Source organism: Burkholderia sp. 22313 (assembly GCF_052045245.1).
Taxonomy (GTDB): Bacteria; Pseudomonadota; Gammaproteobacteria; order Burkholderiales; family Burkholderiaceae; genus Burkholderia.
The window spans coordinates 34,340-60,877 of sequence record NZ_JBQEON010000017.1 but is presented as its reverse complement, the minus strand read 5'-3'; the positions used below and the strand labels follow the sequence as shown (position 1 = coordinate 60,877).

21 protein-coding genes are annotated in these 26,538 nt (G+C 68.2%); 17 read left to right on the top strand and 4 right to left on the bottom strand.

From position 1 onward, the window contains the following. Positions 1-8: 8 nt before the first annotated feature. The 5 genes from ACTJKF_RS16005 to ACTJKF_RS15985 all read left to right on the top strand — a co-directional run bounded on the left by ACTJKF_RS16005 (position 9) and on the right by ACTJKF_RS15985 (position 6,511). Positions 9-2,003 carry a beta-galactosidase gene (locus tag ACTJKF_RS16005; RefSeq protein WP_440624489.1) on the top strand — a complete coding sequence of 665 codons (1,995 nt, stop codon included), beginning with the start codon at positions 9-11 and terminating at the stop codon, positions 2,001-2,003. Between the two features lie 63 nt (positions 2,004-2,066). Then, positions 2,067-3,326, top strand: a complete 1,260-nt coding sequence (locus tag ACTJKF_RS16000) for an ABC transporter substrate-binding protein (protein WP_440624488.1) — start codon at positions 2,067-2,069, stop codon at positions 3,324-3,326. Between the two features lie 54 nt (positions 3,327-3,380). Next, positions 3,381-4,340, top strand: a complete 960-nt coding sequence (locus ACTJKF_RS15995) for a carbohydrate ABC transporter permease (RefSeq protein ID WP_440624487.1) — start codon at positions 3,381-3,383, stop codon at positions 4,338-4,340. A 20-nt stretch (positions 4,341-4,360) separates the two neighbouring features. Further along, positions 4,361-5,212 carry a carbohydrate ABC transporter permease gene (locus ACTJKF_RS15990; RefSeq protein WP_440624486.1) on the top strand — a complete coding sequence of 284 codons (852 nt, stop codon included), beginning with the start codon at positions 4,361-4,363 and terminating at the stop codon, positions 5,210-5,212. Between the two features lie 177 nt (positions 5,213-5,389). After that, positions 5,390-6,511 (top strand): Fic family protein, encoded by a 1,122-nt coding sequence (locus tag ACTJKF_RS15985; RefSeq protein ID WP_440624555.1) that lies wholly within the window; start codon positions 5,390-5,392, stop codon positions 6,509-6,511. A gap of 100 nt (positions 6,512-6,611) precedes the next feature. On the opposite strand, the gene ACTJKF_RS15980 is transcribed toward ACTJKF_RS15985, so the two are convergent. Then, on the bottom strand, positions 6,612-8,093 hold the full coding sequence (locus ACTJKF_RS15980) for a nitronate monooxygenase (RefSeq protein WP_440624485.1): 1,482 nt from the start codon (positions 8,091-8,093) through the stop codon (positions 6,612-6,614). A gap of 208 nt (positions 8,094-8,301) precedes the next feature. Next, positions 8,302-9,072, bottom strand: a complete 771-nt coding sequence (glcC, locus tag ACTJKF_RS15975; protein ID WP_440624484.1) for a transcriptional regulator GlcC — start codon at positions 9,070-9,072, stop codon at positions 8,302-8,304. Positions 9,073-9,295: 223 nt separating this feature from the next. Here glcC and glcD point away from each other — a divergent pair, with 223 nt between their 5' ends. The 10 genes from glcD to ACTJKF_RS15925 all read left to right on the top strand — a co-directional run bounded on the left by glcD (position 9,296) and on the right by ACTJKF_RS15925 (position 20,940). Next, entirely contained in the window at positions 9,296-10,795 is a 1,500-nt protein-coding gene (gene glcD, locus ACTJKF_RS15970) for a glycolate oxidase subunit GlcD (RefSeq protein WP_440624483.1), read from the top strand. Further along, the gene (glcE, locus tag ACTJKF_RS15965; protein ID WP_440624482.1) at positions 10,795-11,883 is read left to right on the top strand and encodes a glycolate oxidase subunit GlcE; all 1,089 of its coding nucleotides are present in this window, start codon (positions 10,795-10,797) and stop codon (positions 11,881-11,883) included. Before glcD ends, glcE begins: the two co-directional genes overlap by 1 nt. 24 nt (positions 11,884-11,907) lie before the next feature. Continuing rightward, positions 11,908-13,128, top strand: coding sequence for a glycolate oxidase subunit GlcF (glcF, locus tag ACTJKF_RS15960; protein WP_440624481.1), 1,221 nt, complete (start codon positions 11,908-11,910; stop codon positions 13,126-13,128). A gap of 15 nt (positions 13,129-13,143) precedes the next feature. Beyond that, positions 13,144-13,548, top strand: a complete 405-nt coding sequence (locus ACTJKF_RS15955) for a GlcG/HbpS family heme-binding protein (protein WP_440624480.1) — start codon at positions 13,144-13,146, stop codon at positions 13,546-13,548. A 44-nt stretch (positions 13,549-13,592) separates the two neighbouring features. Next, the gene (locus tag ACTJKF_RS15950) at positions 13,593-15,764 is read left to right on the top strand and encodes a malate synthase G (protein WP_440624479.1); all 2,172 of its coding nucleotides are present in this window, start codon (positions 13,593-13,595) and stop codon (positions 15,762-15,764) included. Between the two features lie 537 nt (positions 15,765-16,301). After that, entirely contained in the window at positions 16,302-17,864 is a 1,563-nt protein-coding gene (locus tag ACTJKF_RS15945) for a sensor domain-containing diguanylate cyclase (RefSeq protein ID WP_440624478.1), read from the top strand. A gap of 128 nt (positions 17,865-17,992) precedes the next feature. Beyond that, positions 17,993-19,372, top strand: a complete 1,380-nt coding sequence (locus tag ACTJKF_RS15940; protein WP_440624477.1) for a cache domain-containing protein — start codon at positions 17,993-17,995, stop codon at positions 19,370-19,372. Between the two features lie 31 nt (positions 19,373-19,403). Beyond that, on the top strand, positions 19,404-20,048 hold the full coding sequence (locus ACTJKF_RS15935) for a response regulator (protein WP_440624476.1): 645 nt from the start codon (positions 19,404-19,406) through the stop codon (positions 20,046-20,048). A gap of 230 nt (positions 20,049-20,278) precedes the next feature. Beyond that, positions 20,279-20,674, top strand: coding sequence for a DUF2778 domain-containing protein (locus ACTJKF_RS15930; RefSeq protein WP_440624475.1), 396 nt, complete (start codon positions 20,279-20,281; stop codon positions 20,672-20,674). Next, a complete protein-coding gene (locus ACTJKF_RS15925; protein WP_440624474.1) occupies positions 20,674-20,940 on the top strand; it encodes a hypothetical protein in 267 nt (88 codons plus the stop codon). Before ACTJKF_RS15930 ends, ACTJKF_RS15925 begins: the two co-directional genes overlap by 1 nt. A 212-nt stretch (positions 20,941-21,152) precedes the next feature. Here ACTJKF_RS15925 and ACTJKF_RS15920 read toward each other — a convergent pair whose 3' ends face one another. Further along, the gene (locus tag ACTJKF_RS15920) at positions 21,153-21,749 is read right to left on the bottom strand and encodes an MlaC/ttg2D family ABC transporter substrate-binding protein (RefSeq protein WP_440624473.1); all 597 of its coding nucleotides are present in this window, start codon (positions 21,747-21,749) and stop codon (positions 21,153-21,155) included. A gap of 339 nt (positions 21,750-22,088) precedes the next feature. On the opposite strand from ACTJKF_RS15920, the gene ACTJKF_RS15915 reads away from it, so the two are divergent. Together ACTJKF_RS15915 and ACTJKF_RS15910 are read left to right on the top strand one after the other, a co-directional pair. Then, on the top strand, positions 22,089-24,722 hold the full coding sequence (locus ACTJKF_RS15915; RefSeq protein ID WP_440624472.1) for an MMPL family transporter: 2,634 nt from the start codon (positions 22,089-22,091) through the stop codon (positions 24,720-24,722). After that, positions 24,715-25,710 (top strand): MlaA family lipoprotein, encoded by a 996-nt coding sequence (locus tag ACTJKF_RS15910; protein WP_440624471.1) that lies wholly within the window; start codon positions 24,715-24,717, stop codon positions 25,708-25,710. Before ACTJKF_RS15915 ends, ACTJKF_RS15910 begins: the two co-directional genes overlap by 8 nt. A 118-nt stretch (positions 25,711-25,828) precedes the next feature. On the opposite strand, the gene ACTJKF_RS15905 is transcribed toward ACTJKF_RS15910, so the two are convergent. Continuing rightward, entirely contained in the window at positions 25,829-26,536 is a 708-nt protein-coding gene (locus tag ACTJKF_RS15905) for a phosphorylase (protein WP_440624470.1), read from the bottom strand. Positions 26,537-26,538: the final 2 nt, after the last annotated feature.

Sequence of the window (26,538 nt, the reverse complement as noted above, 5' to 3'; positions counted from 1 at the left end):
GATCGGGCATGCGCCTCGGAGTCTGTTACTACCCGGAACACTGGCCGGAATCGATGTGGGCCGGCGATGCCCGCCGGATGCAGGCACTCGGCATCGCGCAGGTGCGAATCGCCGAATTCGCATGGAGCCGCATCGAGCCGTCGCCAGGCGAATACGACTGGGGCTGGCTCGACCGCGCGGTCGACGTGCTCGGCGCGGCCGGTCTCGACATCGTGATGTGCACGCCGACCGCGACACCGCCGAAATGGCTCGTCGACCGTCATCCCGAGATCCTCGCGATCGACGCGGACGGCCGGCCGCGCAAGTTCGGCTCGCGCCGCCACTACGACTTCTCGTCGCCGACCTATCTGGAAGCGTCGCGCCGCATCTGCACGGCGGTGGCCGAACGCTACGGCCGCCACCCGGCCGTGCGTTACTGGCAGACCGACAACGAGCTCGGCTGCCATCAGACGGTCGTCAGCTACTCGCCCGCCGCGCTCGTGCGGTTTCGCGAATGGCTGAAGGCGCGCTACGGGACGATCGACGCGCTGAACCGCGCCTGGGGCACCGTGTTCTGGAGCATGGAGTACCGGCATTTCGACGAAGTCGACGCGCCCGTCGGCACCGTGACCGAAGCCCATCCGTCGCACCGCCTCGACTACCGGCGCTTTGCGTCCGACGAAGTCGCGCGCTATCACCGGATGCAGGTCGACGTGATCCGCGCGCATTCGCCTGGCCGCCCCGTCGCGCACAACTTCATGCAGCTCTTCACCGAGTTCGACCATTACGACGTGGCGCGTGACCTCGACATCGCGACGTGGGACAGCTACCCGCTCGGCGCGCTCGAGGAGCAATGGTTCGCGCCCGACGTGAAGGCGCGCTGGCTGCGCACCGGCCATCCGGATTTCGCGTCGTTCAATCACGACCTCTATCGCGGGATGTCGAAGCTGCCGTTCTGGGTGATGGAGCAGCAGCCGGGCCCCGTGAACTGGGCGCATTGGAACCCCGCGCCGCTGCCGGGCATGGTGCGGCTGTGGAGCTGGGAAGCGTTCGCGCATGGCGCCGGCTGCGTGTCGTACTTCCGCTGGCGGCAGGCGCCGTTCGCGCAGGAACAGATGCATGCGGGCCTGCACACGCCCGACGATCGGCTCGACGAAGGCGGCCGCGAAGCGCAGCGCGTCGCGCAGGAGATCGCCGCCGTGCTCGACGCGGGCGCCGGTGCCGACGCGAACGGCGCGGTGCGTGCGCCCGTCGCGCTCGTGTTCGACTATGAAGCGAAGTGGCTGTTCGACGTGCAGCCGCAAGGCGCCGATTTCCACTACCCGCGCTTCGCGTTCGAGTATTACTCGGCGCTGCGCTCGCTCGGCCTCGACGTCGACATCGTTTCCGCGCATGCGCCGCTCGACGGCTACCGGCTCGTCGTCGTGCCGCCGCTGCCGATCGTGCCGGACGATTTCGCGGCCCGGCTCGCCGCGTCGGGCGCGCACGCGGTGTTCGGCCCGCGCACCGGTTCGAAGACCGCCGACCTGCAGATTCCGCCGACGCTGCCGCCCGGCCCGCTCGCATCGATCCTGCCGGTGCGCGTATGGCGCGTCGAATCGCTGCGGCCGAACGTGACCGAGCGGATCGACGGCACGTTGCGCGACGGCGCACCGCTCATCGGCGACGCCCGTCACTGGCGCGACCTCGTCGCGCTCGACGAGAACGCGGCACGCAGCGTCGTGCGTGCGCGCTTCGCCGACGGTCATCCGGCCTGCATATCGCACGGCACGCTGCACTACTGGGCGGCGCTGTTCGACGATGCGACCACCGCGCGCCTGTTCGCCGACGTCGCGGCCGAAGCCGGCCTGGCCCCGACGCCGCTCGGCGAAGGCATACGCGTGAGCCGGCGCGGCGGCTTGACCTACGTATTCAACTACCGCGACACGCCGCACACGATCGACGCGGTGCCGCCGTCCGCGTTCGTGGTCGGCGCCGCGCAGGTCGAGCCGCAAGGCGTGGCCGTGTATCGAAGCCGTTCGTAGCAACCGCCCCCGGCGCCACGCTGCGCCGGTCACGCACAACGACACACAGGACTGGAGACACCCATGACACATCGCCCCCTTCGCGTCGCCGCCCGCCTTGCGACCGCCGCCGCCATCGCGTTCGCCTCGTTCTGCGCCGCGGCGCCGGCCGACGCGGGCACGCTGACGATCAACATCGCGTTCAAGGGCGCCAGCCAGCGCGCGGTCTGGCAGTCGACGATCGAAGCGTTCCACAAGGCCCATCCCGACATCGACGTGAAGCCCACCTTCGTCGACGAGGAAGCGTACAAGGTGCAGCTCCCCGCGTGGCTCACGACCGTCGCGCCGGACGTCGTGAACTGGCACGCGGGCGAGCGGATGGCGTACTACGCGAGGCGCGGGCTGTTCGAGGACCTGAGCGGCGACTGGACGAAGAACGGCTGGGGCGCGATGTACGCGTCGACGCGCAGCGCGTCGTCGTACAACGGCAAGCAGTATGCGGCGCCCACCGTCTACTACTCGTGGGGGCTGTTCTACCGCAAGGACCTGTTCAGCAAGGTCGGCATCGCCGACGAGCCGAAGACCTGGGACCAGTTTCTCGACGCGTGCAAGAAGCTGAAGGCGGCCGGCATCACGCCGATCGCGGTCGGCGGGCGCGACGCCTGGACGCTCGCCGGCTGGTTCGACTATCTCGACCTGCGCCTGAACGGCAACGCGTTCCACCAGCAGCTGATGGCCGGCGACGTGCCGTACACCGACCCGCGCGTGAAGAAGGTCTACACGACGTGGAAATCGCTGATCGATGCCGGCTACTTCATCGACAACGCGCTGTCCTACGATCTCGACGGCGCCCAGCCGTTCCTGTTCCAGGGCAAGGCCGCGATGATGCTGATGGGCACCTTCATCGCGGCGGGCTTTCCGCCGAACGTGAAGCAGGAGATGGGCTATTACCGCTTCCCGATCATCGACCCGAAGGTGCCGACCGCCGAGGACGGCCCGGTCGAATCGCTGCACATCCCGACCAAGGCGAAGAACAAGGCCGACGCGCACACGTTCCTCGCGTTCGTCGAAACGCCGGAGATGGGCGCGAAGCTCGCGGAAGGGCTCGGTTCGCTGTCGGCCAACAGCAAGTCGCCGGAGCCGGCCGATCCGATCTCGCGGATCGGCTTCCGGATCCTCGCCGACACCCAGGGTGGCGTCGCGCAGTTCTACGACCGCGACATGACGAAGGAAATGGCCGACGAAGGGATGAAGGGGATGCAGCAGTTCATCGCGAATCCCGCGCAGCTCGATACCGTGCTCGCGCAACTCGAGCAGACCCGCAAGCGGATCTACAAGAAGTAACCGCGTGACCCAGGCGGCGGCCGTGGGCCGCCGCGTCCGCCCAGGAGGCTTGCCGTGTCTCGTCCGATCACGTCCATCCCGCCCGCCGGCGCCGGCGCTGGCGCCTCTCCGCCGCCGCGTGGCGCATCCGCCGCCACCGCGCTGCCCGCGCGCCGCCCGTCCCCGGCCGTGCGGCGCCAGCGGCGCGCCGCGTGGCTCTTTCTCGCGCCTGCGTGCGCCATGGTTGCCGTCTATGTGATCTGGCCGATCCTGTCGACGTTGTGGTTGAGCCTCTGCAACTGGGACGGGATGACCGAGCGCACGTTCGTCGGTCTCGCAAACTACGTCGAGCTGCTGCACGCGCCGACGTTCTATACCGCGCTGCGCAACAACGTGATCTGGCTCGCGCTGTTCATGCTCGCGCCGCCGCTCGGCCTCGCGCTCGCGCTGTACCTGAACCAGGCGGTCGCCGGCATCCGGCTCGTGAAGTCGCTGTTCTTCGCGCCGTTCGTGTTGTCGGGCGTGGTCGTCGGCCTGATCTTCTCGTGGTTCTACGATCCGACCTTCGGGCTGCTCGCGCTGCTCGCCGGGCACGGGATCCCGGTGCTCGGCGATGCGCGCTATGCGACGTTCGGCATCGTGTTCGCCGCGCTGTGGCCGCAGACCGCGTATTGCATGATCCTTTACCTGACCGGCCTCACGTCGGTGAACCCCGAGCAGATCGAAGCGGCGCGGATGGAAGGCGCGCGCGGCTTCGCGCTGCTGTGGCACGTCGTGCTGCCGCAGTTGCGGCCGACCACGTTCATGGCGATCGTCGTCACGGTGATCGGCGCGCTGCGCAGCTTCGACCTCATTTCGGTGATGACGGGCGGCGGCCCGTTCGAGAGTTCGACCGTGCTCGCGTATTACATGTACGACCAGGCGATCAAGTACTACCGGCTCGGCTATTCCGCGGCGATCGCCGTCGTGCTGTTCGCGATCATGCTCGTCTACATCGTGTTCCAGTTGCGCCGCCTGCTGCGCAACGAGCAGTGACTTTCGGGAGTGCATTCATCATGTTTCCGACACCCGTTGCCCACTGGAAGCCGGTCTCGCGCCGGCTGTACAAGCTGTCGCTGCCCGTCGCACTGGTGATCTGGCTGCTGCCGATGATCGCGGTGTTCATCACGTCGGTGCGCTCGACCGAGGAACTGGTCGAAGGTCACTACTGGGGCTGGCCGCGGCACTTCTCGATGATCGAGAACTATCGCGACGCGCTGACCACGTCGCCGATGCTGCATTACTTCTGGAACAGCGTGCAGATCACGGTGCCGTCGGTGGTCGGCTCGATCGCGCTCGCGGCGATGGCCGGGTTCGCGCTGGCGACTTATCGGTTTCGCGGGAATGCCGCGTTGTTCGGGACATTCGTCGCGGGGAATTTCGTGCCGGTGCAGGTGTTGATGATTCCCGTTCGCGATCTCTCGCTCAGGCTTGGGTTGTTCAATACGGTCGAGGCGCTGATTCTGTTTCACGTCGCGTTTCAGACGGGGTTCTGCACGCTGTTTCTGCGCAATTTCATCAAGCAGTTGCCGTTCGAGCTGATCGAGGCGGCGCGGATCGAAGGCGCGGGCGAGTGGACGGTGTTCTGGCGGATCGTGCTGCCGTTGATCCGGCCGGCGCTGGCTGCGCTCGCGATTCTCGTGTTTACGTTCGTGTGGAACGACTACTTCTGGGCGCTGTGTCTCACGCAAGGCGACGAGGCTGCGCCGATTACCGCGGGGGTGGCGGCGCTGAAGGGGCAATGGACGACGTCGTGGAATCTCGTGTCGGCCGGGTCGATTCTCGCCGCGTTGCCGTCCGTCGCGATGTTCTTCGCGATGCAAAAACACTTCGTCGCGGGGCTCACGTTCGGGGCGACGAAGGGTTGAATGGATGCGGCCCTGAGGATTCGGATCTCCCCCTCTTCATCGAGAGGTTGCCCGCTTCGGCGGGCTTTTTTTTGGTTCCGCCGGGTTTGACGGTGCGGTGAATAGAGCGGCTATTCTCCGCAGAATTTGCGGTGAATATTGAATCGCGCGGCGAATCGGTGGGATAATCTCCGCATCATGAGCGGAGATTACACCTTCATCTGGGAGTCGGCCGACTGGCCTGCATGGCGCTTCGACCTCACGACACTCGCCGCGCCACTCGCCGACGTCAGCCGTGCGCAAGGCATGCTGGTCGGGCGATTGGCGGATATCGGCCGGTCGCTGCGCGGCGAGGCCAGCCTGGCCGCGCTGACGGAGGACGTCGTCAAGACCAGTGCCATCGAGGGCGAAAGCCTGAACGTCGCATCGGTTCGATCGTCGATTGCGCGCCGGCTGGGTGTCGATATCGGTGCGCTGGCGCCAGTCGATCGCCACGTCGAGGGCGTGGTCGACATGGTGCTGGATGCGACGACCCATTCGGCGGCGCCGGTCACCGAAAGCCGCTTGTGCGGGTGGCATGCCGCTCTTTTCCCGACCGGCTATTCGGGGATGTCGCGAATCACGGTCGGCGCATGGCGTACGGACGCGAGCGGGCCGATGCAGGTGGTGTCCGGGCCGATCGGCCGGCAGCGCGTGCATGTCGAAGCACCGCCCGCCTCGCGCCTGACCAGCGAGATCCACCGCTTTCTCGCATGGCTCAATGCGTCGCCGGCCGAGCCTTTGCTGATCCGGGCCGGCCTGGCCCACCTGTGGTTCGTCACGCTCCATCCGTTCGACGACGGCAACGGCCGTATCGCGCGCGCGCTCGGGGATCTGGTGCTGGCGCGCGCCGATCGGAGTCCACAACGTTTCTATAGCCTGTCGGCGCAAATCCAGCGCGAACGCAACGCGTACTACGACGTGCTGGAGCGTACGCAGCGCGGTTCGCTCGACGTCACCGAATGGCTCGCGTGGTTTCTGAACACCCTGGGGCGGGCCGTCGATCACGCGCACACGACGCTCGATGCGGTCCTGGTCAAGGCGCGCTTCTGGCAACGATATGCGGGCCTCGCGATGAACGAACGCCAGGCCAAGGTCATGAACCGCTTGCTCGACGGCTTCGAAGGAAAGCTGACGACCACCAAATGGGCAGCCCTCGCAAAGTGCTCGCAAGATACGGCGCTACGCGATATCGGCGAACTCGTCTCGCACGGTGTGCTGCGACGTTCGTTGTCCGGCGGCCGGAGCACGAGTTACGAGCTGGCGCCGTTCGACGGCTGACGCCATCGCCGGCAAGCGTGGCCGGCGACGGACTGCCGTCGCGGTTTCCCGCCTTTCGGCGCTCCCGCCGGGTCGGACGCCGGATGTCTCGCAGGCCCGACTACGCGTCGCCCGCCCCGCCCGCCCTCAACCGCACATCCACCGCCCCGATATTCTTCTCATGCGCGACCAGCATCAACGACAGCGCGTGATGAATATCCGGATCCGCGAGCGTCGGCAGCAGCGCCTGCAGCTTGCGCACGACCCACCGCTGCCCGCGGTTCAAGAACGCCATCCGCTCGGCCACATCGTCGATCGCCATCGCCTTTTCATAGAACGAGCCCGTCGCACGCGTAGGCGTCGCACCGAGCGTGCGGATCGCATCGACGAGCACGCTGCACCAGTGCGCCTCATCCTGGCGGATATGCGCGATCAGCCGATGGAGTTCGGCATCCTCATTAACCTCGGCCGCCGTCTCCGACGCCACCCGCGCCCCCGCACGCTCCGCCTCCAGCAACTCGTCGAGTGCCGCGAGCAACGCCGTGCGATTCTCATCCGTCACGCCCGCCGGTAACGTCACCGCGTCCTTCTCGACGATCGCCGCCGCATCGAGCACGATCCGGCGCAGCACATCCCCGGCCGATTCGATCGCACCGATCCGCCCTGCCCCCGTGCCCGCATACAGCGCCATCGCCTCGAAATCGCCGGTCATCGTCCGCAGCGGCGAGTCGGTACTGAACAGGTAGATCGGCCGCCCTTCCTCATCGCCGATCGCAACACGCTCGTCACCGAACGGATCGCCGCGCTCGCCGCGCGTCACACTCGACGGCAGCACGCGAACCCGCGCACCGCGCGGCCAGTTGATATGAAAGATATCGGTCAACAGCGTGTCGCCTTCACGCGCGTCGACGATCCGCTGCTGGTGATACGGATGCGCGAACGACTCGTGCGTGGCAATGAAGGCCGTGCCCATTACCGCGCCCTGCGCACCCAGCGCCATCACGGCGGCCACGTCCGCGCCGTCGACGATCCCGCCCGCCGCGAGCACCGGCAACCGCGTCGCACGCACCACGTCGGGCAGCAACGCCGCCAACGGCCGATCGCCGCGCACATGACCGCCAGCCTCGCGTCCCTGAACGATCAGCGCCTGCGCACCGGCCGCCTCGGCCGCGCACGCATCGTCGAGCGACCCGACCTGATGCACCACGCGCACACCCGCATCGCGCAACCGCCGCACGACGCCCGGCATCACGTCCCAGAACAGCGCGACCACCGGCACACGCAGTTCGATACACGCATCGAGCTGCGCATCGAGCAACTCGGGCGGCGTCGACGCAGGAATCAGGTTCACACCGAACGGCCGCTCGGTCGCCGCGCGCACCTGCTCGACTTCGCGCCGGATCAGCGCGACCGGCTCGCGCACCATCCCGAGAAAGCCGAACCCGCCGGCGGCACTCACCGCACTCGCGAGCTCCGCGCGCGCAACGCCGCCCATGCCCGCGAGCACGATCGGCCATGCACAGCCGAGCAGGTCGCAGACGGGGCGATGCAGGATCTGGACGGCGCGGGCCTCGGGCCCGTCGTCACGTATCGGAATCGACATGCAACGTCCTCCTTCAAGGATCGGCGGCGCGTCACGATCAACGGCCAATGCGCGTGTCGCGCAAAGGTGAAACGGGTCGTATCGGGCCACGCATCGAATGGATCACATTGTGACATATTCGTCCGTCAGACCGCATCGCCAGCGCGACATGCTTGATTCACGTCATGGCGGAAACCGGAAACGGTCTCACGCAGTCACGCGGCTCAAGTCAGGTCCATCCTTCGAGGCGCAGCGTCGAGCGCACGAGCCGCTGCTCCTCCTCTTCGATCTCGCGCAGATAGTCGACGCACTGCCGGATATGTTCGCTCGCGGCCTTGCGCGCCTGGTCGGGCAGCCGCCCGGTCACCGCGTTGTAAAGCCGCGCGTGCTGACGGTCGATCTGCTTCTTCAACGGCTCGCGGTGATAGAGGTTGTTCACCGACGCGAACACGGAACTGAGCAGCAGATCGGTCAGCGACTGCAGCGTGTTGACGAGCACCGGATTGTGCGACGCCTCGCAGATCGCGAGATGGAACGCATGGTCGAGCTTCGCACGCGCGGCCGGATCGAGATCCTGCGCATCGGCCGCGGTCATTTCCTCGTAGCGGCGCTTGATCAGGATGAAGTCGGCGGGCGTGCCGCGCAACGCGGCGAGCCGCGCGGCTTCGGTCTCGAGCATGCCGCGCACCTCGAACAGGTCGTACAGCGTGCGCGGCTGCGAGCCGAGCAGATGCATCATCGGCGAGACTTCGCGCTGCGGGGTCAGGCTCGCGACGAACGAACCCTTGCCGTGCGTCGTGTCGATGATCCCGCGCGCGCGCAGCAGTTTCATGCCTTCGCGCACGGCCGTGCGCGACACGCCGAGCTTCTCGGTGAGCCGCCGCTCGGACGGCAGCGCCTGGCCGGCCTTCAGCACGCCGTCGACGATCAACCGCTCGATCCGCTCGGCAACGACATCGGCGACATTGCGCGCCGGCGCTTGGCGATTCTGCATTTCCATACTGGTATGACCACTTTCCGCGAATGTCGTCGATTTTCTCACAAACCCTTGTTGCGATTGAGTTTTCTGCCACCTCAATCCCCACCCCAAAGGCCTACGAGGAAAAACTGGTATGACCACGCCGGAAACGTCTGGACACGCACCTTCCGCCCGCCAAGAATGCCGTCCATCCGGCGCGCCGCGCATCCCGCGGCCGCCTGCATGGTGGAGACGGAGACACACGATGAGTTTCACCTACGACGAACGGATCGACGGCCCGCTGGCGACCGTCGACCGCGACACGCTCGTCGCCGCGCTCGGCGCGGCGGCGCCCGGCCTCGACGTGCTGCACGAGCGCGAGGCGCTGAAGCCGTTCGAATGCGACGGCCTCGCCGCGTATCGCACGGTGCCGCTCGCGGTCGTGCTGCCCGACACGGTCGAGCAGGTGCGCGCGGTGCTGCGCGTCGCGGCCGCGCATGGCGTGCCGGTCGTCGCGCGCGGCGCGGGCACCGGGCTGTCGGGCGGCGCGATGCCGCTCGAAAAAGGCCTCCTGCTCGTGATGGCGAAGTTCAACCGGATCCTGGACATCGACGCCGATGCCGGCATCGCGCGCGTGCAGCCCGGCGTGCGCAACCTCGCGATCTCGCAGGCCGCCGCGCCCTACGGCCTCTACTACGCGCCCGATCCGTCGTCGCAGATCGCCTGCTCGATCGGCGGCAACGTCGCCGAAAACGCGGGCGGCGTGCATTGCCTCAAATACGGGCTGACGGTACACAACATCCTGAAGATCGAGATCCTGACGATCGACGGCGACACGCTGACGCTCGGCGCCGACGCGCTCGACGCACCGGGCTTCGACCTGCTCGCGCTGTTCACCGGTTCCGAAGGGATGCTCGGCATCGTCACCGAAGTGACGGTGAAACTACTGCCGAAACCACCGAGCGTGAAGGTGCTGATGGCGAGCTTCGACGACGTCGCCGAAGCGGGCGGGGCGGTTGCGCGGATCATCGGCGCCGGCGTGATTCCCGGCGGGCTCGAGATGATGGACAACCTCGCGATCCGCGCGGCCGAGGACTTCATCCACGCGGGCTACCCGGTCGACGCGCAGGCGATCCTGCTGTGCGAACTCGACGGCGCGGCGGCCGACGTCGACGAAGACGCCGAACGCGTCGCCGCGCTGCTGCGCGACGCCGGCGCATCGGAGATCCGCGTCGCACGCGACGAAGCGGAGCGCCAGCGCTTCTGGGCCGGCCGCAAGAACGCGTTCCCGGCGGTCGGCCGCATGTCGCCCGATTACTACTGCATGGACGGCACGATCCCGCGCCGCGAGCTGCCGCGCGTGCTCGAAGGCATCGCCGCGCTGTCGGCCGAATACGCGCTGCCGGTCGCGAACGTGTTCCATGCGGGCGACGGCAACATGCATCCGCTGATCCTGTTCGACGCGAACCGTCCCGGCGAACTCGACCGCGCCGAAGCGCTCGGCGGCAAGATCCTCGAGCTGTGCGTCGCGGTGGGCGGCAGCATCACCGGCGAACACGGCGTCGGGCGCGAGAAGATCAACCAGATGTGCGTGCAGTTCAATGCCGACGAAATCACGTTCTTCCACGCGGTGAAGGCCGCATTCGATCCGCAGCGCCTGCTCAATCCCGGCAAGAACATCCCGACGCTGCACCGCTGCGCCGAATTCGGTGCGATGCACGTCCATCACGGCAAGCTGCCGTTTCCCGAACTGGAGCGCTTCTGATGCAACGCGAACGCGCAATCGAAATGACATCGATCGACGACAGCGCGGCGCTCGTCGCGCAGGTCGACGCCGCGATCCACGATCGCCAGCCGCTGCATATTCGCGGCGCGGGCACGAAGGCGCACGTCGGCCGCGCAGTCGAAGGCCGCACGCTCGACGTGCGCACCCACCGCGGCATCGTCGCGTACGACCCGACCGAACTCGTCATCACCGCGCGCGCGGGCACGCCGCTCGCCGAACTCGAGGCGATGCTCGACGCGGCCGGCCAGATGCTGCCGTGCGAGCCGCCGGGGTTCGGCGGCGCGGCCACTGTCGGCGGCATGTTCGCGGCCGCGCTGTCGGGGCCGCGCCGCCCGTGGGCCGGCGCCGTGCGCGATTTCGCGCTCGGCTGCCGCGTGATCACCGGCCATGCGAAACACCTGCGCTTCGGCGGCGAGGTGATGAAGAACGTCGCGGGCTACGACGTGTCGCGACTGCTCGCGGGCAGCTTCGGTTGCCTCGGCATCGTGACGGAGGTGTCGCTGAAGGTGCTGCCGAAACCGCGCGCGACCGGCGATCTCGCGGTGCCGCTCACGGCGAGCGAAGCCGTGCAGCGCGTCGCCGGATGGCGTCGCGCGGGGCTGCCGCTCGCGGGCGCCTGCCATGCGGACGGCGTGCTGCGCGTGCGGCTCGAAGGCGGCGAAGGCTCGGTGAAGGCCGCGCGCGACACGATCGGCGGCGAGCGCATGGACGATCGCGACGACGGCTTCTGGGCGCGATTGCGCGACCTGTCGCTGCCGTTCTTCGACGATCCGCGCCCGCTGTGGCGCGTGTCGGTGCCCGCGGCCGCGCCGCTCGATGCGCTCGCCGGCGCGCAGCTCGTCGACTGGGGCGGCGCACAGCGCTGGCTGAAGACCGACGCCGCGCCGGCCGACATGCAGCGGTTCGCCGCGCAGTGGGGCGGCCACGCGGCCTGCTTCACGCCCGGCACGACGCCCGAGCCGTTCCAGCCGCTGCCGCCCGCGCTGCTGCGCGTGCATCGGCAGCTGAAGGCGCAGCTCGACCCGCATGCGATTTTCAATCCCGGCCGCCTGTACGCGGACGTCTGACGCGAACCCGATTCCGAACCGCCGATGCAAACCAATCTCAGCGAAGCCAGCAAGGCCCTCGACCGGGCCGACGAAGCGGAAGCGATCCTGCGCGCATGCGTGCACTGCGGGTTCTGCAATGCGACCTGCCCGACCTATCAAGTGCTCGGCAACGAGCTCGACGGGCCGCGCGGCCGCATCTACCTGATCAAGCAAATGCTCGAAGGCGAGCCGTGCGGCGAACGCACGCAGCAGCATCTCGACCGTTGCCTGACCTGCCGCAATTGCGAGACGACCTGTCCGTCCGGCGTGCGCTATCACACGCTGCTCGACATCGGCCGCGCGGAAGCCGAGAAGCGCGCGCGGCGGCCGGCGCGCGAACGCCTGCTGCGCGCGGGCCTGCGTCACGTCGTGCCGCGGCCGGCGACGTTCGCCGCGCTGCTGAAGGCCGGCCGCGCGTTGCGCCCGCTGCTGCCCGGCACGCTGCAGGACAAGATCCCGGCCGCCGTGCCCGCGGCCGCGCCGCGTCCGCCGGTGCGCCATGCACGGCGCGTGCTGATGCTCGAGGGCTGCGTGCAGCCTGCGCTGTCGCCGAACACGAACGCGGCCGCGGCACGCGTGCTCGACCGGCTCGGCATCAGCGTCACGCCGGCGCGCGAAGCCGGCTGCTGCGGCGCGACCGAATATCACCTGAACGCGCAGGACGCCGGGCTCGCGCGCGCCCGCCGCAACATCGACGCATGGTGGCCCGCGATCGAGGCCGGCGCGGAAGCGATCGTGCTGACGGCGAGCGGCTGCGGCGCGTTCGTGAAGGAATACGGCGACCTGCTGCGCTCCGACCCCGCCTATGCGGACAAGGCCCGGCGCGTCAGCGCACTCGCGCGCGACCTCGCGGAAGTGATCGCGGCCGAACCGCTCGACGCGCTGGCCGATGCGACGCCGCGCCGTGTCGCGGTCCATTGTCCGTGCACGCTGCAGCACGCGCAGCGGCTCGGCGGCGCGGTGGAAAGCATCCTGGCGCGGCTCGGCTTCGATCTGACGAATGTCGCCAACGGCCACCTGTGCTGCGGCTCGGCCGGCACCTATTCGCTGACGCAACCCGAACTCGCGACGCAACTGCGCGACAACAAGCTCGACGCACTCGAAGCCGCACGGCCGGACCTGATTGTCACGGCCAACATCGGCTGCCAGACTCACCTGAACGGCGCGGGCCGGACGTCCGTGCGCCACTGGATCGAGCTCGTCGACAACCGACTCGTCAACTGATTCCGGAGGAACCCCATGAAAACCCGACCCGAACTCGAACTCGCCGACGTCGAGCGCATGCTCGCCGCGGCCCGCGCCGAAGCCGAACGTCACGGCTGGGCGGTGTCGATCGCCGTCGTCGACGACGGCGGACACCTGCTCGCGTTCGCGCGCCTCGACGGCGCGTCGGCCGCCAGCGCCTATATCGCGCAGGACAAGGCGCGCGCGGCGGCGCTCGGCCGTCGCGAGACGAAGGCGTATGAGGATATGATCAACGGTGGCCGCACGGCGTTTCTGAGCGTGCCGCTGACGGGGTTGCTCGAAGGCGGCGTGCCGGTCACGGTGGACGGCCGCATCGCGGGCGCGATCGGTGTGTCTGGCGTAAAGTCCGAACAGGACGCGCAGATCGCCCGCGCCGGCACACAAAGCGTCGTGGCATAGCCAGCCAACGCGCGCGCGTTTTTCATTCCCCGGGAGGAATCACGATGATCGACCAAGCAGGACTGCAAGTCGCGCCAGCGCTGAGCCAGTTCATTGAAACCGAAGCACTGCCGGGCACCGGTATCGACAAGGCCGCGTTCTGGAGCGGTTTCTCGGCCCTGGTGCACGACCTCGCGCCGCGCAACCGCGAACTGCTCGCGGAACGCGACCGCCTTCAGCACGAACTCGACGCGTGGCATCGCGCGCACCCCGGCCCGGTCCGCGACCACGCCGCGTATCGCGCGTTCCTCGAATCGATCGGCTACCTCGTGCCGGTCCCGTCGAAGGTCGCGGCAGCCACCGCGAACGTCGACAGCGAGATCGCGACGCAGGCCGGCCCGCAGCTCGTCGTGCCGCTGTCGAACGCGCGTTATGCGCTGAACGCCGCGAACGCACGCTGGGGCAGCCTGTACGACGCGCTGTACGGCACCGATGCGCTGCCGGAAGACGGCGGCGCCGAACGCACGTCGGCCTACAATCCGACGCGCGGCCAGCGCGTGATCGACTATGCGCGCGACGTGCTCGACAACGCGGCGCCGCTCGCGAGCGGCTCGCACCGCGATGCGCTGCGCTACCGCGTGCAGGACGGCCAGCTCGCCGTCGAAACCGGCAAGGGCGTCGTGCACCTCGCGCAGCCGGCGCAATTCGCCGGCTACCAGGGTTCGGCCGACGCACCGTCCGCGATCCTGCTGAAGCACAACGGCCTGCACCTCGAGATCCAGATCGACGCGTCGACCCCCATCGGTCGCGCCGATCTCGCGAACGTGAAGGACGTCGTGCTCGAAGCGGCGGTCAGCACGATCATCGACTGCGAGGATTCGGTCGCGGCGGTCGACGCCGACGACAAGGTCCAGCTCTACCGCAACTGGCTCGGCCTGATGCAGGGCACGCTGGTCGAGGAAGTCGCGAAGGGCGGCAAGACCTTCACGCGCCGCCTGAACGCCGATCGCGAGTACACCACGCCGGCCGGCGGCACGCTGTCGCTGCACGGCCGCTCGCTGCTGTTCGTGCGCAACGTCGGCCACCTGATGACCAACGGCGCGGTGCTCGACCGCGACGGCAACGAGATTCCCGAAGGGATCCTCGACGGCGTCGTCACGACGCTGTGCGCGCTGCACGACCTGAAGGCCAGGCGCAATTCGCGCACGGGCTCGATCTACATCGTGAAGCCGAAGATGCACGGCCCGGTCGAAGTCGCATTCGCCGACACGCTGTTCGCGCGCATCGAGGATCTGTACGGCCTGCCGCGCAACACGCTGAAGATGGGCATCATGGACGAGGAGCGCCGCACCAGCGTGAACCTCGCCGCCTGCATCGCGGCAGCCGCCGCGCGCGTCGCGTTCATCAACACCGGCTTCCTCGATCGCACCGGCGACGAGATGCACACCGCGATGGAAGCCGGCCCGATGATCCGCAAGGGCGACATGAAGTCGTCGGCGTGGATCCAGTCGTACGAGCGCAACAACGTGCTCGCGGGCCTGTCGGCCGGCCTGCGCGGCCGCGCGCAGATCGGCAAGGGCATGTGGGCGATGCCGGACCTGATGCACGCGATGCTCGAGCAGAAGATCGCGCATCCGCGCGCCGGCGCGAACACCGCGTGGGTGCCGTCGCCGACCGCCGCGACGCTGCATGCGCTGCACTACCACCTCGTCGACGTGCAGGCCGTCCAGCAGGCACTCGAGAAGACGCCGTACGCGAGCGAACGCGACGCGCTGCTCGAAGGGCTGCTGACCGTGCCGGTCGTCGAGCGGGCCGCGTGGAGCGAGGCCGAGATCCTGAGCGAGGTCGAGAACAACGCGCAGGGCATTCTCGGCTACGTCGTGCGCTGGGTCGAACAGGGCGTCGGCTGCTCGAAGGTGCCCGACATCCATGACGTCGGCCTGATGGAAGATCGCGCGACACTGCGCATCTCGAGCCAGCACATCGCGAACTGGCTGCGCCACGGCGTCATCACCGAAGCGTTCGTGCTCGACGTGTTCAAGCGGATGGCGCGCGTCGTCGACCAGCAGAACGCGGGCGACCCGAACTATCGCCCGATGGCGCCCGGCTACGACCAATCGACCGCGTTCAAGGCGGCCTGCGCGCTGGCGCTGCAGGGCACGTCGCAGCCGAGCGGCTATACCGAGCCGCTGCTGCATCGGTTCCGGCTCGCGTTCAAGGCGCAGCACGGCGCCTGAGCGTTCGCATGCGGGCTTTCCCGCATGCGGTTTCACGAAACGGGCGGCCATCTCGGCCGCCCGTTTTCATTGACGAATTGGCGCGGATGCTTAAAAGAATAATCGGTGCGTATCGCCCGACTTTCTGATTCGGATCCACCTGCCGCTAAAGCGCGAAAAACCGCGGGTGTGCAATACGCGCCGCCCCGGCCATCACGCGAACCCTTGCTCTGCAACGTTCTCCGCGCGACCGGCAAGTATCGGCCGCCGCGATTATTTGATCCGGATCAATGGTCCACAACATTTTCGTCGCACGTAAACGCGCGCGTTATACTCGGACCCATCCGCGCCGCCTGATTCGCGGGATCGTGGCACACCTTGCCGGCGAAAGGAGGATTCAGCGGTTTATCCAGCCGCCATTTCCGATAATCGGCACACGTTTTCCCCGATCGGCCGGGCGGAGCGCACCGGGGGCCTCGCACCGGATCGCCGCCAGCCAATCATACGAACAATCGCATCGGCCACCGCCCGGCGGCAATGCCCATCGCTCCACGAACCATGGCAGAAACCGACTACGCAATGCCCAGCGAATCCGGCCTGACGGGCCGTGTCGCCACGCAATTGCGCAGGTTCCTGCTGCCGCACCTGATCTTCTATTCCGGGTTGCTGATCGCGCTGCTCCTGCTGCTTCTGTGCGGCATCGTGCTGTACGAAGCCCGCATCGACGCGCGCGACCGCGCACTCACCACGCAACAGAACATGGCGCTGATGGCGTCGTGGGACATCGAGCGCAATATCGAACTCTATGCGCTGTCGCTGCAGGCGGTCGTCGAAGGCGAGAACGACCCCGCGGTCGCCGCGCTGCCGATGCCGCTGCGCCGCCAGGTGCTGTTCGACCGCGCGACGACGGCCAAGTACCTCGGCGGCATCTACGTCCTGGATGCGAAGGGCGACATCGCGGTCGACGGCAAGAGCGACGTGCCGCGCAAGGCCAACTTCGGCAACGAGCCGTATTTCACCGTGCATCGCGACCACCCGGACGTCGGCCTGTACGTCAGCGACCCGTACCATTCGCGGCTGCGCGACGGCTCGCCAAGCATCGCGCTCAGCCGGCGCATCACGCGGCCCGACGGCTCGTTCGGCGGCATCGGCGTGATGTCGATCCGGCTCGAATATTTCCAGAATCTGTTCTCCCGCCTGGCGCTCGGCGATCGCGGCTCCATCGCGCTGATCAATACGGACGGCCTGATGCTCGCGCGCCAGCCGTACGATCCGGCGATCGTCGGCCGCGATATCAGCAAGGCCAGCACGTTCCGGCACTTCATGACCGCCAGCGAAGGCAGCTTCGCCGATACCGCGTCGATCGACGGCGTGCGGCGCCTGTACGTGTTCCGGCACCTCGAGCACCTGCCGCTGATCATCATGGTCGCGCGCTCCGAAGCCGACACGTATGCCGCGTGGTACGACCGCGCGATCCCGATCGGCTCGGCGATGGTCGTGCTCGCGCTCGGCTTCGTCGGCCTGTCGCTGCTGCTCGACGTGCAGTTGCGCAAGCGTCATCGTGCGGAGACCGAACTGCAGGCGCTCGCGCGCACGGACGGCCTCACCGGTCTCGACAACCGCCGGATGCTCGACGTCACGCTCGCGCGCGAATGGCGCCGCGCCGCGCGCTCGCAGCATGCGCTGTCGCTCCTGTTCGTCGACGTCGATCACTTCAAGCACTACAACGACACGCAGGGCCACCAGGCCGGCGACGACGCGCTCGCCGCGGTCGCCCGCTGCATCGCCGGCTGCCTGCGCCGGCCGGCCGACTATGCGGCCCGCTACGGCGGCGAGGAATTCGTCGTGGTGCTGCCCGACGTCGAGACGGACGGCGCCGTGACGATCGCGGAGGCGATCCGCTCCGGCATCCTCGATCTCGGCATCCGGCACGATGCCGGCCCGACCGGGCGCGTCACCGCGAGCATCGGCGTGACGACCTGCTATCCGGAACGCGACGACAGCATCCAGGCCGCGCTGAAGCTCGCCGACGACGCGCTGTACCGCGCGAAGGAACGCGGGCGCAACCAGATCGTCGTGCTGACGGCCCCGTTCGTCGATCGCACGCCGCGGTGCGCGTGACCTGACCCGATCCGGGCGCCGGCCGGGCGCCACACCGCCGTGCGCGGACAAAATCGCCGACAATGTCGGCTCGCCGCGCCGCCCGCGCGATACCCGCGCCGGCCGGCCCGCGCCCGCTTCGCACTACCATGAGACTCAAGGCAAAGATTTTCCTGCTGGCCATCGTGCCGTTCCTGCTCGCGATCGCCGGCATCGGCTTCGGCGTACGCCAGCAGGCGACGTCGCTCGCGCGCACGCAGCACGCGACGATCCAGGCCGCCTACCTGTCGAGCAAGGAAGTCGAGCTCAGGCACTACGTCGAACTCGCCACGAGCGCGATCATGCCGCTGTACGACGCGAGCGGCCGCAATGCGCGCGACGACGAGATGCTGCGCACGCAGGCGCTCGCGATGCTGCAGAAGATGGATTTCGGTCCCGACGGGTATTTCTTCGTGTACGACCTGCACGGCAACGCGCTGATGCATCCGCGCGAGCCCGAGCGCGTCGGCCACAACTACTGGTCGATGCGCGACCCGCAGGGCGCGCTGACGATCCAGCAGCTGATCGGCGCCGCGTCGCACGGCGGCGGCACCGTGCGCTACACGTGGCAGCGGCCGTCGACGGGCAAGGCCGCGCCGAAGCTCGGTTACGTCGTCGCGCTCGAGCGCTGGGGCTGGATGGTCGGCACCGGCATCTATCTCGACGACGTCGACAACGCGCTGCAGCGCATCGATGCGCGCGCGTCCGCCAACATCGAGCGCACGATGAGCTGGCTCACCGCGATCGCGCTGACCGGCGCGGCGGTGATCGCCGTCTGTGCGCTGGTGCTGAACGTCAGCGAATCGCGCAGCGCCGACGCCAAGCTCAAGCAGCTCGCGCAGCGCGTCGTCGAATCGCAGGAGCAGGAGCGCGAGCGGCTGTCGCGCGAGCTGCATGACGGGATCAGCCAGATGATGGTGTCCGCGAAGCTGATGCTCGAATCCGCGCTCGCGCGCTTCGAACGCGGCGCGACGCGCCTGCCCGCCGCCGAGCAGGCGCTCGCGTCGGGCGTCGGGCGGCTCGGCGACACGCTGCGCGAAGTGCGGCGCATCTCGCATGCGCTGCGCCCGGCGATGCTCGACGATCTCGGCCTCGCGGCCGCGCTCGAGCAACTCGTGCGCGAGCTCGGCGCGGAAAGCGGCATCGACATCGGCTATACGCAGGTCGCGCACAGCGGCGCGCGGCCGTTGCCCGCACCGGTCAATACCGCGCTGTTCCGGATCGCGCAGGAGGCCCTCAGCAACATCGTGCATCATGCGCGGGCGTCGCGCGCGGCCGTCACGCTCGACGTTGGCGCCCATGCCGTCACGCTGACCATCGCCGACAACGGCTGCGGCTTCGATGCCGAGCGCTCGCAGACCGACGCGCGCCGCGGCATCGGGCTGCGCAACATGCGCGAGCGCCTCGATGCGCTCGGCGGCACGCTGACGATCACGTCGCAGGTCGGCCACACCGTCGTGGCCGCGCGCGTGCCGCTGCGCGCCGCCTGACGACGCGCCCCATCACCGGAGACCTTTGCCCATGAGCGCCCCCGACACCGCCCGGCCCGCCGCCCGACTGCTGCTCGTCGACGATCACCCGCTGGTGCGCGACGGCCTGCGGATGCGGCTCGAGGCGGCCGATCTGTCCGTGGTCGGCGAAGCCGGCAACGCGGACGAAGCGCTCGCGCTCGCCGCGTCGCTCGAACCGGATCTCGCGCTGATGGACGTCGGCATGAACGGGATGAACGGCATCACGCTCGCGGGCGTGTTCCACGAGCGCTTTCCGGGGATTCGCGTCCTGATGCTGTCGATGCACGACAACGTCGAGTACGTGACGCAGGCCGTGCGCGCCGGCGCGAGCGGCTATCTGCTGAAGGATTCGCCCGCGAGCGAGATCGTGCGCGCGATCGGCGCGGTGCTGGCCGGGCAGACGTTCTTCAGCGAAGGGCTCGCCGTGCGGATGATCCAGGCAAGCGCGGCCGCGTCGCCGCTGGACCGGCTGACGCCGCGCGAACGCGACATCCTCGATGCGCTCGCCGAGGGGCTGTCGAGCAAGCAGATCGCGCAGCAGACGGGGCTGTCGGTGCGCACGGTGGAAACGCACCGGCTGAACCTGAAACGCAAGCTCGAAATAGAAGGGCAAGCGGAGCTGATCAAGTTCGCGGTCGAGCATCGGCGGCGGTGAGCGGATTGCCGGCCGATTTTTTACATTCGGGTCCTTTGACATGAGGGTTCGACGTGACGAACCACATCCGGTGTCAGGCCGTCGCGTCTTACGCAATGCGGTCGAGAAGCACGGCTTGACTTGCGTTGACTCAACCTACAGCGGCAGTGATTTCGTGGCCAGTCCGTAACATTTTTCGGCTGCCGCGCTCAGTCGCGCGCGTGTGGCGGTAGACGTAGTGGTTCAAAGGCATGCCGAACGATCGCAACAAACCGGAAGCAATCGCGAAACCGAAGTCGGGTCCTTTGCCGCGGGGCTTGTATTACGTCGTCGATCGACAGTCGGGAGGCCGCCTGGGATGGCTCCATGACTTCGTGCGTGCGAACCTGTATGGAACCCATCGGGATAGATGGTTTGCGTTGTACCGTGCCGACGGGACAATCGACGATTGGACAACCGTCAACGGCGTGCGCCGCGGCGCATTCCGCCTGCATCCGAACGGCCCGCTCGGACGCAGCGAAGGCTGCATCACCGTGAACAATGCACAAGACTTCGAACGGTTATCGGCGCACCTTCGGGCAAGGGGCGCAACGTTGCCGATCCCCGGGAGCAACGTCAAGGCATATGGAATCGTCGAGGTGCAGTAATGACAGTCACGCGCTATGCCATCAACATCCTGGCGACCCTCATTCTCGGCACGCTGCTCGCACGCTGGTTCGTCCGTCTCCCAATCGAGACGCCCATTCCCGCGGCAATCGAATCGGCGATGGCATTTTTCGGGGTCGACACGCTTGCGCATGCCGACGACGTCGACGGGATCGGACTCGCGCTCGTACTGGCCGTCTGTCTCGTCGTGGCCGGCTTGGCTGTTTGGGGCGTTAACCGGCTGGTTCGGCGCCAGGTAAAACGCTGACGGTGCATTTGTTCAGCCCGGCGTGCGATTTACGTACGCAAAGGGCTGGCATCCGCTCGCCGCCAACCTGGCTGAGCAGGCGAAGTGAAACGGCGTTCACTCGCGTGATGAAAGGACCGATTGCCACTCAATGTGCAACGCCCCGGCCGCATGTGCGACCGGGGCGTCATGGTTTCAGCATCGCATTTCAGTCGCGGCTCACGCCGCGGCGCTCAGTTCGTCCGCGAATTGTGCTTCTGCAGATACGCGATCAGCCCGTCGATGCCGCCCGACGCCAGCTGGCTCTTGAACTGGCCCTGGTAGACCTGGATCAGCCACGCGCCCGACATGTCGATGTCGTAGATCTTCCAGTCGTTGCCGACCTTGCCGAGCCGATAGCCGACCGACTGGCTGTCGCCCGGCGTCGTCACCGTCGACTGCACCAGCGCATCGGCACCCGACGCGCCGCCGGCCTTGAACGAGAACTTCGCATCCTGGCTGCCGAGCTGCGCGAGCGATGCGGCGTAGGTGCGCGTCATCAGCAGCTTGAACTGCTTGTACAGCTCCTGCTGCTGTTGCGGCGTCGCCTGCTTCCACGCATCGCCGACCGCGATGCGGGTCGTGCGCTCGAAGTTCGTCGCAGGCAGGAAGCGCTGCTCGACGACTTGCGTGACTTTCCCCATGTCGCCGCCGCGCGCGGCCGGATCAGCCTTCATCGCGTTGACGGTACCTTCGACCGCATTGCGGACGATGTCGACCGGCGCGCTCTGCGCGAAAGCGGAAACCGACACGGCAGCCGCCGCGACGAAAGCAAACAGATGACGTTTCATACGGATATTCGCACTCGATGAGAAAAAACGGCCGGCGGATGGCAGCGATTGCATCGATTGCATCGGCCGGTGGGTCGAAGTATAGCGGCCCGCACGCCCGCCTGCTGCGCGGGTGACCCACTGTTACCTTTGAGCCCCTGTTGTCACAGGGCCGTCGCCGCCGCACGATTCATGCCGATTATGTAAGTATCCCCTTATCAATCGTCCGATCTTTCGCGCCGATTCCTGCGCGCCCGAGCAAATATCCTTCCCGCCCCTGAACGCCCAACGTTGCGTCCGACGCCACGTTGCGCCGGTATACTCGTTGCTTTGTCCTTGCCAGCCCCTCTCCACCGCCACATGGTGACATCTCTCATCGTCCGACTCGTTGCATGGTCGGTACGCCGCCCCGTCTGGGTCGTCGTGCTGTCGTTCGTCATTGCCGCCTTCAGCGGCATCTATGTCGCGCAGCACTTCAAGATCAACACGGACATCAGCAAGCTCGTCGACGCCGAGCCGCAATGGGCCGCGCTCGGCCACGCCGTCGACAAGGCGTTCCCGCAACGCAACGGCACGATCCTCGCGGTGGTCGAGGCGCCCGCGCCCGAATTCGCGACCGCCGCCGCGCATACGCTCACCGAAGCCCTGCAGAAGCAGGCCGACGCCGGCCGCATCGGCCAGGTCGCCGAACCGGGTGGCGGCCCGTTCTTCGAGCACAACGGGCTGCTGTTCCTGTCGCCGCAGGCCGTGTCGGACACGACGTCGCAGCTCGCGAGCGCGCGTCCGCTCGTCAACGAGCTCGCGAAGAACCCGAGCCTGACCGGGCTCGCGACCACGCTGTCCACCACGCTCGGCCAGCCGCTCATGACCGGCCAGGTCAAGCTGCCGGCGATGGCCAAACTGCTGTCGCGCAGCGCCGCGGCGGTCGACGACGTGCTGGCCGGCAAGCCGGCCGCGTTCTCGTGGCGCGCGCTGGTCGACAGCGACGCCGCACGCCAGCCCGCCCGCGCATTCGTCACCGTGCAGCCGGTCGTGAACTACGGCGCGCTGAAGGCCGGTGCCGCAACGACCGAGGTGATCCGCGACACCGCGAAGGCGCTCGGCCTCGAGCAACGCTACGGCGCGGTCGTGCGCCTGACGGGCGAACAGCCGCTCGCCGACGACGAATTCGCGTCGGTGGAAGACGGCGCGGCGCTCAACGGCGCGCTCACGCTGCTCGCCGTGCTCGTGATCCTGTGGCTCGCGCTGCGCTCGAAGCGGATGATCGGCTCGGTGCTCGTCACGCTGTTCGTCGGCCTCGTCGTGACCGCCGCGCTCGGCCTCGCGATGGTCGGCTCGCTGAACATGATCTCGGTCGCGTTCATGGTGCTGTTCGTCGGCCTCGGCGTCGACTTCTCGATCCAGTACGGCGTGAAGTACCGCGAGGAGCGCTTCCGCGACCAGCGCATCGATCACGCGCTGATCGGCGCCGCGCACTCGATGGGGATGCCGCTCGCGCTGGCGACCGCGGCCGTCGCCGCGAGCTTCTTCTCGTTCATCCCCACCGCGTATCGCGGCGTGTCCGAACTCGGCCTGATCGCGGGCGTCGGGATGTTCGTCGCGCTGCTGACCACGCTCACGCTGCTGCCCGCGCTGCTGCGCCTGTTCGCGCCGCCGGGCGAATCGAAGACGCCGGGCTTCCCGTGGCTCGCGCCGGTCGACGATTTCCTCGATCGCCATCGCAAGCCGATCCTGATCGGCACGCTCGCGGTCGTGATCGGCGCGCTGCCGCTGCTCATGTTCCTGCGCTTCGACTTCAACCCGCTGCACCTGAAGGATCCGCACAGCGAATCGATGGCGACGCTGCTCGCGCTGAAGGATTCGCCCGAAGCGGCCGTCAACGACGTCACGCTGCTCGCCCCGTCGCTCGCCGATGCCGACGCCGCCGCGAAGCGCCTCGACGCGCTGCCGGAAGTCGGCCGCACGACGACGCTCACGACCTTCGTCCCGGCCGACCAGCCGGCCAAGCGTGCGGCGATCGCCGCGGCGGCCAGCGACCTGCTGCCGGCGCTGATGCAACCGGCCGCGCCGGCCGCGACCGACGCGCAGCGCGTCGCCGCGCTCAAGCGCGTGTCGGACCTGCTCGGGTACGCGGCGGAAGATCATCCGGGCCCGGGCGCGGCCGCCGCACAGCATCTGTCGGCGTCGCTCGCGAAGCTCGCCGCCGCCGACAGCGCAACGCGCGATCGTGCCGAACGCGCGTTCTCCGACCCGTTGCGCATCGCGCTCAACCAGCTCGCGGCGCTGCTGCAGCCGCAGGACGTCACGCGCGAATCGCTGCCGCCGCAGCTCGTGCGCGACTGGATCGCGCCGGACGGCCACGCGCTCGTGCAGATTTCGCCGAAGGTGCCGAAGGGCGTCGACCCGAACGACGACACGATGCTGCGCCGCTTCGCGAAGGCCGTGAAGGCGGCGGAACCGGGCGCGATCGGCGGCCCGATCTCGATCCTGCATTCGGCCGACACGATCATCAACGCGTTCCTGCACGCGGCGCTGTGGTCGATCATCTCGATCACGATCCTGCTGTGGATCACGCTGCGCCGCTTCGGCGACGTGCTGCGCACGCTGGTGCCGCTGCTCGTGTCGGGCCTCGTGACGCTCGAGATGTGCGTCGTGCTCGGCATGTCGCTGAACTTCGCGAACATCATCGCGCTGCCGCTGATGCTCGGCGTCGGCGTCGCGTTCAAGGTGTACTTCGTGATGGCGTGGCGTGCGGGGCAGACGGGCCTGCTGCATTCGAGCCTCACGCACGCGGTGCTGTTCAGCGCCGCGACGACGGCAACCGCCTTTGGCAGCCTGTGGCTGTCGCATCACCCTGGCACGTCGAGCATGGGCAAGCTGCTCACGCTGGCGTTGACCTGTACACTGATCGGCGCCGTGGTGTTTCAGCCCGTCCTGATGGGCAAACCGCGCGTCAAACGCGCCAAGAACCAATCGCAAGGAAACAATGAATAAGGTGCGAATCATTGCGGCGACCGTTGCTGCCAGCGCAGTGCTGAGCGGCTGCGCGACGGGCCCGAACCGCAACCCCAACGACCCGCTCGAGCCGATGAACCGGGCAATGTACAAGATCAACGACACGGTCGACACGAACATCGCCGTGCCGATCGCGAAGGGTTACCAGAAGGTCACGCCGACACCGGTGCGTACCGCGATCAGCAACTTCTTCTCGAACCTCGGCGATCTCGGCAACATGGCGAACAACCTGTTGCAGCTGCGCATCACCGATGCGACGCAGGATCTGATGCGCGTGGCGATGAACTCGCTGTTCGGCGTCGGCGGCCTGATCGACATCGCGACGCCGGCCGGGCTGCCGAAGCATCACCAGGATTTCGGGCTGACGATGGCGCGCTGGGGCATGCCGTCCGGGCCGTATCTCGTGCTGCCGTTGTTCGGGCCGAGCACGATCCGCGACGGCGTCGGCCGCGCGGTGGACGTTCGCTTCAACCTGCTCAACTACATCGAGCCGGCCGCGCGCAATCCGATGTACATCGCGCAATTCATCAGCGCGCGCTCGGACCTGCTCGGCGCGACCGACCTGCTGAAGCAGGCGGCGCTCGACCCGTATTCGTTCGTGCGCGATGCGTACCTGCAGCAGCGCAAGTCGCTGACGTATCACGGCGAGTCGGCATCGGCCGCGCCGCCGAGCTACGCGGAACCGGGCGAAGCGGGCGCGGTGCCGGCGGCCACGCCGGCCGTGCCGGGCCTGCCGAACTATGAGGATCCGGGCGAGTCGGGCGGGGCATCGGGCACGGCGCCGAACAACGCACCGGCCGCGCCGGGGTTGCCGCACTACGACGATCCGGGCGCGGACAACGCAACGCCCGCGAGCGGGCCTGCCGCAGCGCCGGTCGCGGCGTCGGCGGCTGCACCGGCTGCTGCGTCGGCCGGCGCGGCGCCGGCGATGCCGACCCTGCCCGCGAGCAGTCCGGCCGCGCAGTAACGCGGTACGAAACCCGCACACAAGCCGAGGCGCGCTGCATCATGCAGCGCGCTTTTTTTGCGTGTCCGGAGAACGAAAAAGGGAAGGGGGAGGAGACGCGAAACGCGGCGAACGCCGCTCAGACGATCCGCATCGCACCCGCACGTTCGAACGCGTGCCGCGCCTGGATCAGCGTCGTGCGCGCCGCGCGCGCATCGCTCGCGACCTGCAGCAGCGGGCCGAGCTGCGACGGCTGCTTCAGCAGCTCGCGCAGGATCGGCAGGATGGCGGTGCTGCCGTCATCGCGCAGGCCGGCCGTCGCCGCGCGCGGCAACGTGCGCCACGCGGGATCGACGATCGCGCGGCACACCGCGAACGGCACGCGGCGCGACGCCGCGAAGGCCGCGGCGATGTGCGATTCCATATCGACGGCGAGCGCGCCCTTCGCGCGATGCAGCGACGTCTTGTCCTGCTCGCTGACCACCGGCGCGCCGACCGCCGCCATCGTGCCGCGCGTGACGCGTGCCCACACCGGCGTGTCGTGCAGCGCGGCGACGAGCCGCGCGCTCCAGCCGGGATCGGTCTGCACACGGCCGAACGGCCCGTCGATCGCATCCGCGATCACGAGCGCGCCGGGCACGAGATCGGGCGCGAGCCCGCCTGCCGTGCCGAAGCTCACGATGCCCGCGCAACCGCGTGCGGTCGCTTCGGCGAGCGCGCGTTCGAGCCGGTCGGCCCGTGCGGCGAACACGGCCTCGACGCCCTGGCCGCGCGCGATGCGTGCCTCGAACGCCATCCCCGTGACGGCGATGACGGGCAACGTGCCGTTGTGCTGCGTCGTCGCCACGC